Consider the following 7626-nt stretch of genomic DNA (forward strand, 5'->3'; position numbering starts at 1 on the left):
CCCTGCGGCATTGTTTTTCCGCCTCCGCCTCCCCATCTTGACGGGGGGCGGTTTGCCCGCAAATCTCTGAAGGGGTTTACCGTGCGAGGAAAAATGACAGATATCAAAACGGCTTTGGACGATCTTCTGAACCGTCAGGACCTGCCGCTTGACGCAGTGCTGGACCGTCATTTCAGCCCTAACTATCGCCAGCGCACCAATGGGGTCTGGGACGATCGGGAGGGATTCCGTCTCCATGTCCAGAAGCTTCGCGAGCTTGTCGCCTCGGCGGAAATCGAGGTTCTGGACGAGGTGAGTGATGGCCTGAACTATGCCGACCGCCATATCGTCTCCGCCACCAAGCGCGACGGGCATCAGGTGGTGCAGGAGGTCTATCTGTTTGCAACGCGCGATCCCGAAGGACGGTTCGAGCGCGTGGAAGAGATGACGCATATGCTTGATGGGGCGGCAGAGGATCGCGGGCTCGGGGCCGTCAAATAGGTTTTTGCGACGGCGGTCTGCAATGCCGCCGAGGGGGCTGTCGCAGCCCCGCATTCTGGACCGTTGCTGGCCGGCATGGCGCACTGACTGCCATAGAAAAAGGGCCTGAAGCAGGGATGCTTCAGGCCCTTTGGCAGCCTTTGGGGGCTTAGTTGCCGACGTTCCACCAGCCCCGGCGTTTGGGCGCGTTATCCGCTTCCGCCTGCGCGGCTTCGGGTTCGGCTGTGCTTTCCTTCGCGCGTTCTGCGACCGGTGCCTGTGCCGTGATGACCTCGCCAACCGCTGCCTCTGCAACCGCTGCCTCTGCGGCGGGGGCTTCGGCAACCGGTGCCGCAGGGGAGGCGATTTCTGCCAGACCTGCATCGGCTTCCGGAACAGAGGCTACCGCCTCCGCGGCGGGGGCCGTGTCTGCAACAGTCCCGGAAGCCGGAGCTGCAACAGCCTCAACCTCAGCCTCGACAGCGAGCGTCTCGTCCTTTTTCGAACGACGCGCGCGGGACCGGCTGCGCTTGGGCTTGGGCGTATCTTCTGCTTCCGCGGTGGCCTCGGGCGCAGTTTCTGCTTCGGCAGTGGTGTCTGCCGCATTGTCACCCGCTTCGGCGTTGGTCTCAGCCTCAGCCTCAGCCTCAGCCTCAGCCTCGGCTTTGGGCTTGCGGCGCGACCGCGACCGGCTGCGTTTGGGCTTGGGGGCCTCTTCTGCAGCTTCCGGTGCCGTGGCCTCGCCTTCGGCGTCTTCTGCGGCGACGTCCGGCTCTGCCTCAGCCGCAGGGGCGCTGTCCTCTTCGTCAGATTCGGTCTCAGCCTCATCATTGAGCTGATCCGCACCCGATTTCCGACGGCGACGACGGCGGCGCTTCTTCTTCTTCGGGCCTTCATCGGTCGACGTTTCCGTGGCAGCCTCGGGCGCCTCGTCTTCGTCTTCCTCGACGATCTCCGCATCCAAAGCCGCATCCAGCTCTTCAAGCTCGCTCATGAACTCTGCACTGGCATGAACCACATTCGACACCGCTTCGGGCACCACACGGGTTGCGGTTTTGAATTTCTCGATCACGTAATCGGGCGAGACCAGCGTCGGATCGGCCTCGATACGGACAGAAAGCCCGTAGCGCGACTCGATCAGGGCGATATGTTCGCGCTTCTGGTTGATCAGGAAGTTGGCCACGGCAACAGGCACGCGCACCAGAACCTCGCGGGCGCGCTTGCGGGTGGCTTCTTCCTCGATCGCACGCAGGACCTGCAGCGCCATGCTGTCATCCGAGCGGATGAGGCCGGTGCCGTGGCAATGCGGGCAGGGCTGCGTAGTGGATTCGATCATCCCCGGACGCAGACGCTGGCGCGACATTTCCATCAGACCGAAGCCCGAGATGCGGCCGACCTGAATGCGGGCACGGTCGGTCTTGAGCTTGTCCTTCATCCGTTTCTCAACGGCGGTGTTGTTCTTGCGCTCGTCCATATCGATGAAGTCGATGACGATGAGGCCAGCAAGGTCGCGCAGGCGTACCTGACGGGCCACCTCGTCGGCGGCCTCGAGGTTGGTTTTCAGCGCGGTCTCCTCGATGGAGCCCTCTTTGGTCGCACGGCCCGAGTTCACGTCGATTGCCACCAGTGCCTCGGTCACGCCGATCACCAGATAGCCTCCGGATTTCAGCTGCACCACGGGGTTGAACATCGAGGCCAGATAGCCCTCGACCTGATAGCGCGCGAAAAGCGGCAGCGCCTCGGCATAATGCTGCACGTTCTTTGCATGGGACGGCATGATCATCCGCATGAAGTCTTTGGCCGCACGATAGCCGCGCTCGCCTTCAACCAGCACCTCGTCGATATCCTTCGAGTAGAGGTCGCGGATCGAGCGTTTGATCAGATCGCCTTCCTCATAGATGGGGGCGGGGGCGACCGACTTCATGGTCAGTTCGCGGATCTGCTGCCACATACGGATAAGATATTCGTAATCGCGGCGGATCTCGGTCTTGGTGCGTTGCGAGCCTGCCGTGCGGATGATCAGACCCGCGCCCTGCGGAACGGAGAGTTCCGAGGCGATATCCTTCAGCTTCTTGCGGTCGGCGGCATTGGTGATCTTGCGCGAGATGCCACCACCGCGGGCGGTATTGGGCATCAGCACGCAGTAGCGGCCAGCAAGCGACAGATAGGTGGTCAGTGCCGCCCCCTTGTTGCCGCGCTCTTCCTTCACCACCTGCACCAGCATGATCTGGCGGACTTTGATGACCTCTTGGATCTTGAAGCGGCGCGCGCGGGGCTTGCGCGGGCGGCGGATCTCTTCGCTCACATCCTCTTCGGCGACGGATTCGATGTCGTCATCGTCATGATCGCTTTCCGAGCCGTGGTCGTCTTCCTGCTCGTCGGCCGCATCATGGGGGGCGTCGTCGGATTGGGGGGTGTCGTGATCCTCGATATGGAGGTTGTCCTCTGACGGATCGGCCACGCCCATGCCGGGAATATCTTCCGAACGCAGGGTCTCGTCTGCTGCGGTCGCCTCGGCCTGTGCAGGCTGCGTTTCAGCAGCATCGCTGCGCGACGAACGGCGACGACGACGCGTGCGCGCCGGTTTTTCTTCTTCGTCCTCGTCGGATTGCGCAAGGGCGCGCTCTTCCGCCAGAAGCGCTTCGCGATCTGCCGTGGGGATCTGGTAATAATCAGGGTGGATCTCGGCGAAAGCCAAGAACCCGTGACGGTTTCCACCGTAATCCACAAAGGCGGCCTGTAGCGAAGGCTCGACCCGCGTCACTTTTGCCAGATAGATATTTCCGGCAAGCTGGCGCTTGTTTATCGTCTCAAAATCGAACTCTTCGACTTTATTCCCGTCCACAACCACCACGCGGGTTTCTTCCGCGTGTGTGGCATCGATGAGCATTTTCTTTGCCATTTATCCTGCTTTCCCGCAAAGAACGGCGCGCCGTGGCAAGGCCAGGCGACTGTGCTTTGTGGTCTGTTTCTGTGGCGAGAGCGCACGTCGCCAGAGGGAAGGCGGCGGCGTAGAGCCTGCCCGACATCTTCCTTGGTCCATCCGGTCGCGTCATCGCGTTTCATCCTAAAGGCGGGGTAGGACTTGTGGTCCGCGCCCAAACTGATGCCGTTCTTCCCTGAGGGGGTTGCCCGGCGTGGCGTGCGGCCTTGCGGCCAATCGGTTGATCCTGGACGGGGTCGCGCGAGTGACGCGCGGACCTTACCGGCCGGAATTCAGCGAAATCCGTGGGTGGGATCACGTGACGTGACAGAACACCAACATAAAAACAACAATAGACGGTGCCTTGTGGAAAACACAATCTGTTTTTCGTCAACGAATGGTTAACAAGGGCTTACCCGGTTGTGAGAAAGTATCGGCAATGCCGCTAAAGGCGATAAATCGGGCAGTTTCTCGCGGTGGGAGTGTCGCAATAGAAAAGGGCCCGCACGATGGCAGGCCCTTTCCGGAATTGGATATTCGCGAAGATTAGCGCTTCGAGAACTGGAACGAACGGCGTGCTTTGCGCTTACCGAATTTCTTACGTTCAACAACACGCGAGTCGCGGGTCAGGAAGCCGGCAGCTTTCAGAGCCGGACGCAGTGCCGGTTCGTAGACTTGCAGAGCTTTCGAGATACCGTGCTTCACGGCACCTGCTTGGCCCGACAGACCACCGCCAACAACGGTCGCGTAAACGTCGAATTCGCCTTCAACGCCAGCAACACCGAAGGGCTGGTTCACGATCAGCTGCAGAACGGGGCGAGCGAAGTAAGCCTTCATCTCTTTGCCGTTCACGGTGATCTTGCCGGTGCCCGGCTTGACCCACACGCGGGCAACTGCGTCTTTACGCTTGCCGGTCGCGTAGGAGCGGCCTTGTGCGTCACGGACGGGCTCGCGGTTGATCGAAACGGTGGTTTCGCCAGCAGCTTCAACGCCCGATACGGCCGACTTCAGATCGTCGAGGGATTTGAGTTCTTCAGCCATGATTAGCTCCGGGTGTTCTTTTTGTTCAGCGACTTGACGTCGAGAACTTCGGGCGACTGTGCTTCATGCGGGTGCTCGGCACCGGCATAGACGCGCAGGTTCGACATCTGGGCGCGGCCCAGACGGTTACGCGAGATCATACGCTCTACGGCTTTGATCACGACGCGCTCGGGGTGGTTGCCCTCGAGGATCTGACGCGCGGTGCGCGATTTGATCCCGCCCGGGTGGTTCGTGTGCCAGTAGTAGGTTTTGTCATCGCGCTTCTTGCCAGTCATCTGCACCTTGTCGGCGTTGATGATGATGACATTGTCGCCCATGTCCATGTGCGGCGTGAAGGTGGCTTTGTGCTTGCCACGCAGACGCATTGCGACGATCGAAGCAAGACGGCCCAGAACGACGCCTTCAGCGTCGATCAGGATCCACTTCTTTTCGATCTCCGCCGGTTTTGCGGTATAGGTGTTCATAAGATCGTCCCTTGACGGGTTGTGAATTCAGATTGGGGGCTTTTCCACGATCTTCAAATCAAAATCAAGCCTCTTTATCTTGATAAAATGCATGCATTACAATGGTTTGCAATTTAGGTATTTAAATACCCCATGAATTCCAAGGCTTTTGGTGGTCTTGGGCAGAATCCGTGGCGCAGAAAAGGGCTGGGCCATCAAAAAATGCGCGGAGGGCCGCGCCTTGTTCTTTCAGCCGATCGCCGCGAGGCCGGGGAAAGTGTCCAGAAGCCAGTAGCTGAAATCGGTGAACTGTCCGGTCAGCATCATCAGCCCGACCGTCCATAGCAACAGGCCCGAGATTTTTTCGATCCGGCCCATGTGGCGCTTCATCCAGCGCATGACGCCTTGCAGGCTCGGGAAAAAGGCGGCCACCAGCAGGAAGGGAATGCCAAGGCCTATGGCATAGGCTGCCAGAAGTCCGACGCCGCGCCCGATATCATTGCCCGAGGCGGCAACGCTGAGGATGGCTCCGAGGATCGGGCCGAGGCAGGGGGTCCAGCCGAAGGCGAAGGCCAGCCCCAGCACATAGGCCCCCAAAGCCGATCCGCCGGTATCGCCGGTATTGAAGCGCGCCTCGCGGTCCATGAAGCCGATCCGGAAGATACCGATGAAATGGGCGCCGAAGATCATGATGATCACCGCAGCCGCTTTTGTGAGCCAGTCCTGATAGGGGCCAAGCGCGCGTCCGAGCGCCGAGGCGGAAATCCCCATCAGCAAGAACACAGTAGACAGCCCGAGCACGAAGAAGACCGCCGCCAGCACCACCTTGCCACGTGCTTTCGAGGTGCCGCCCTGCATGTCCGACACCGAGACCCCGCCCATGAAGGCCAGATAGGGGGGGACGATCGGCAATACGCAGGGGCTGAGGAAAGACAATATTCCGGCGAGCACCGCAATCAGCAGGGCAGGGAGGAAGGCGGCATCGAGGACAAGCTGTGCATCTAACATGGTTTGGCCATACTATAGAAATCGGCGCGGGTCACTTCCCGTTTTCGCGCGGTATGCGGCGCGGATGATGTTTTGTCCTCGCCTGTTCTCTTCCGAGTGGACAAGGGGGCCAAGCTTGCGCATTGTGCCGCCCATGAAAGACGATACCACATGGATAGATGCCAAGGGCTTGTTGTGCCCCTTGCCGGTTCTGCGCTTGCGCAAGGTGCTTGAAGGGTTGCCTTCGGGGGCGGTGGCGCTGTTGGAGGCGACCGATCGTGCCTCTTGGGTCGATGTGCCGCATTTCTGCGCACAGACCGGTCACGAGATGATCTCGGCGGAAGAGCGCGACGGGGTTCTGGCCTATCTGGTGCGGCGCAAATAACCGCTCTCGCGCGGATATGATCTGTGGCTTGCCGAACCATATTGACTTATATCCTGGCTGGCATAAAGCGCGATTGCGGAGCTGTGACTCCGTCTATAGAGCGATTTTTCCGACATGATACCGCTTGTAATGACGTCGGGCGATCTTCTGGCCGATCGCCGCGCAGATTATGCCGAATCCTACCTGCCGTCCGATCCGGCCGCCGCCGCAGAGCTTTACCAGCAGGCGCTGGAACGGGCGCCCCGCTGGGCTGCAGGCTGGTTCCGTCTGGGGGAAATCCGCGCCGATGCGGGCCTTGATCTGGCCGAGGCCGCTTTCGAGAGGGTGCTGGAGCTGGATCCGGAAGACCGTCTTGGGGCAAGCCTCAGGCTGGATCTGCTGCATCCGCGTTCGCTTTCCGATGCCATGCCGACAGCCTTTGTCGAGGCATTGTTCGATCAATATGCCTCCGGCTTCGAGGAGTCGCTGCTGAGCAAGCTCGACTATCGCGCGCCCGCCCTTTTGGCCCGCGACCTGCAAGGCCAGTACGAGCGGGTGCTGGATCTGGGATGTGGCACAGGGCTGATGGGGCGTGAACTGGCTGCGAAAAGCGGCTGGCTCGAAGGCTGGGATATTTCCTCCGAAATGCTGCGCGAGGCCGGGGCCAAGGCCTGTTACCACGCGCTCGAAAAGCGCGACCTGTCCGCCCTTATGCCCGAAGAGAGCCGCTGGGATCTGATCACCGCCGCCGATGTCTTTGCCTATATCGGGGCGCTGGAACAGATTATCGGCTGGGTGTCGGCCGCGATTCGTCCGGGCGGGCGGTTTGCCTTTACGGTTGAGCTGCATGACGGCCCCGAGGCCTATATTCTGCGCCCGTCGCGCCGCTACGCACATTCGCGCCATCATCTGGCGGAGTTGCTGGATCTGGCAGGTTTCGAGGCGGCGATCACCACCGACTGGTTGCGGATGGATCGGGGGGCACCTATCGAAGGCCTGATCGTGCAGGCGCAGCGTCGTGCCGATACATCTCCGCAGCAGGAAACGGATATGCGCGCCCTGTGTCTGTAACTGTGCCTCCGGATGCCCCGTCGCCGCGACCGAAAGCGGTGTAGGGCGCGCAACGACGCGGTGGCGCTGTTCTTGGCCGTTCAGGGCTCTGCTCGTTCGCCGGATCGGAGACTGGGCGATCCGGCCCCCGTGTGATAGGTTGCATGATACGGTTTGCAAATTCGCCCGGATTTTCCTAGCTGTCGGAAAAACACAAGAAAGGGCCATCATGTCCGTCTCCATGCTTTCTACCTTTATCAAGCCGATGCACCGCGAGGGGCGCAAATTCGTTGCGATCTTCGCGGCTGTGACTGTGGTCCTTTTCCTGATCTGCGAGCCTCTGGGCTGGATCGGGGTCG

At 60.7% G+C, this 7626-nt stretch carries 8 protein-coding genes (1 of these 8 only partly in view); 4 read left to right on the top strand and 4 right to left on the bottom strand.

Annotated features, from left to right (window positions below; genetic code table 11):
* Positions 1-93: 93 nt before the first annotated feature.
* Entirely contained in the window at positions 94-480 is a 387-nt protein-coding gene (locus AC2ISB_RS03750) for a hypothetical protein (protein WP_339106972.1), read from the top strand.
* A gap of 148 nt (positions 481-628) precedes the next feature.
* Here AC2ISB_RS03750 and AC2ISB_RS03755 read toward each other — a convergent pair whose 3' ends face one another.
* From AC2ISB_RS03755 to AC2ISB_RS03770, 4 genes are all read right to left on the bottom strand, one after another.
* Positions 629-3361: an Rne/Rng family ribonuclease gene (locus AC2ISB_RS03755; protein ID WP_486576178.1), complete on the bottom strand. Its 2733-nt coding sequence runs from the start codon at positions 3359-3361 to the stop codon at positions 629-631.
* A gap of 567 nt (positions 3362-3928) precedes the next feature.
* On the bottom strand, positions 3929-4423 hold the full coding sequence (gene rpsI / locus AC2ISB_RS03760) for a 30S ribosomal protein S9 (protein WP_339106974.1): 495 nt from the start codon (positions 4421-4423) through the stop codon (positions 3929-3931).
* Between the two features lie 2 nt (positions 4424-4425).
* Entirely contained in the window at positions 4426-4887 is a 462-nt protein-coding gene (gene rplM, locus AC2ISB_RS03765; RefSeq protein WP_339106975.1) for a 50S ribosomal protein L13, read from the bottom strand.
* 228 nt (positions 4888-5115) lie between these two features.
* Positions 5116-5874: a cytochrome c biogenesis CcdA family protein gene (locus tag AC2ISB_RS03770; RefSeq protein WP_339106976.1), complete on the bottom strand. Its 759-nt coding sequence runs from the start codon at positions 5872-5874 to the stop codon at positions 5116-5118.
* Positions 5875-6007: 133 nt separating this feature from the next.
* On the opposite strand from AC2ISB_RS03770, the gene AC2ISB_RS03775 reads away from it, so the two are divergent.
* From AC2ISB_RS03775 to AC2ISB_RS03785, 3 genes are all read left to right on the top strand, one after another.
* Complete coding sequence (locus tag AC2ISB_RS03775; RefSeq protein ID WP_406720540.1) at positions 6008-6238, top strand: sulfurtransferase TusA family protein; 231 nt, start codon at positions 6008-6010, stop codon at positions 6236-6238.
* Between the two features lie 114 nt (positions 6239-6352).
* A complete protein-coding gene (locus AC2ISB_RS03780) occupies positions 6353-7288 on the top strand; it encodes a class I SAM-dependent DNA methyltransferase (RefSeq protein ID WP_486576181.1) in 936 nt (311 codons plus the stop codon).
* Positions 7289-7496: 208 nt separating this feature from the next.
* On the top strand, positions 7497-7626 hold the 5' end (the start) of the coding sequence (locus AC2ISB_RS03785) for a phosphatidylserine decarboxylase (protein ID WP_339106979.1). It continues 569 nt past the right edge of the window; only the first 130 of its 699 coding nucleotides appear in the window; it begins with the start codon at positions 7497-7499; its stop codon lies beyond the right edge, outside the window.

It is taken from the genome of Thioclava sp. NS-SX20 (assembly GCF_057380695.1).

Bases quoted from the DNA above. Each gene is read 5' to 3' on its own strand.
- rplM (WP_339106975.1), bottom strand. From the start codon at position 4,887: ATGAACACCTATACCGCAAAACCGGCGGAGATCGAAAAGAAGTGGATC.
- AC2ISB_RS03770 (WP_339106976.1), bottom strand. From the start codon at position 5,874: ATGTTAGATGCACAGCTTGTCCTCGATGCCGCCTTCCTCCCTGCCCTG.
- AC2ISB_RS03780 (WP_486576181.1), top strand. From the start codon at position 6,353: ATGATACCGCTTGTAATGACGTCGGGCGATCTTCTGGCCGATCGCCGC.
- AC2ISB_RS03755 (WP_486576178.1), bottom strand. From the start codon at position 3,361: ATGGCAAAGAAAATGCTCATCGATGCCACACACGCGGAAGAAACCCGC.
- AC2ISB_RS03750 (WP_339106972.1), top strand. From the start codon at position 94: ATGACAGATATCAAAACGGCTTTGGACGATCTTCTGAACCGTCAGGAC.
- rpsI (WP_339106974.1), bottom strand. From the start codon at position 4,423: ATGGCTGAAGAACTCAAATCCCTCGACGATCTGAAGTCGGCCGTATCG.
- AC2ISB_RS03775 (WP_406720540.1), top strand. From the start codon at position 6,008: ATGAAAGACGATACCACATGGATAGATGCCAAGGGCTTGTTGTGCCCC.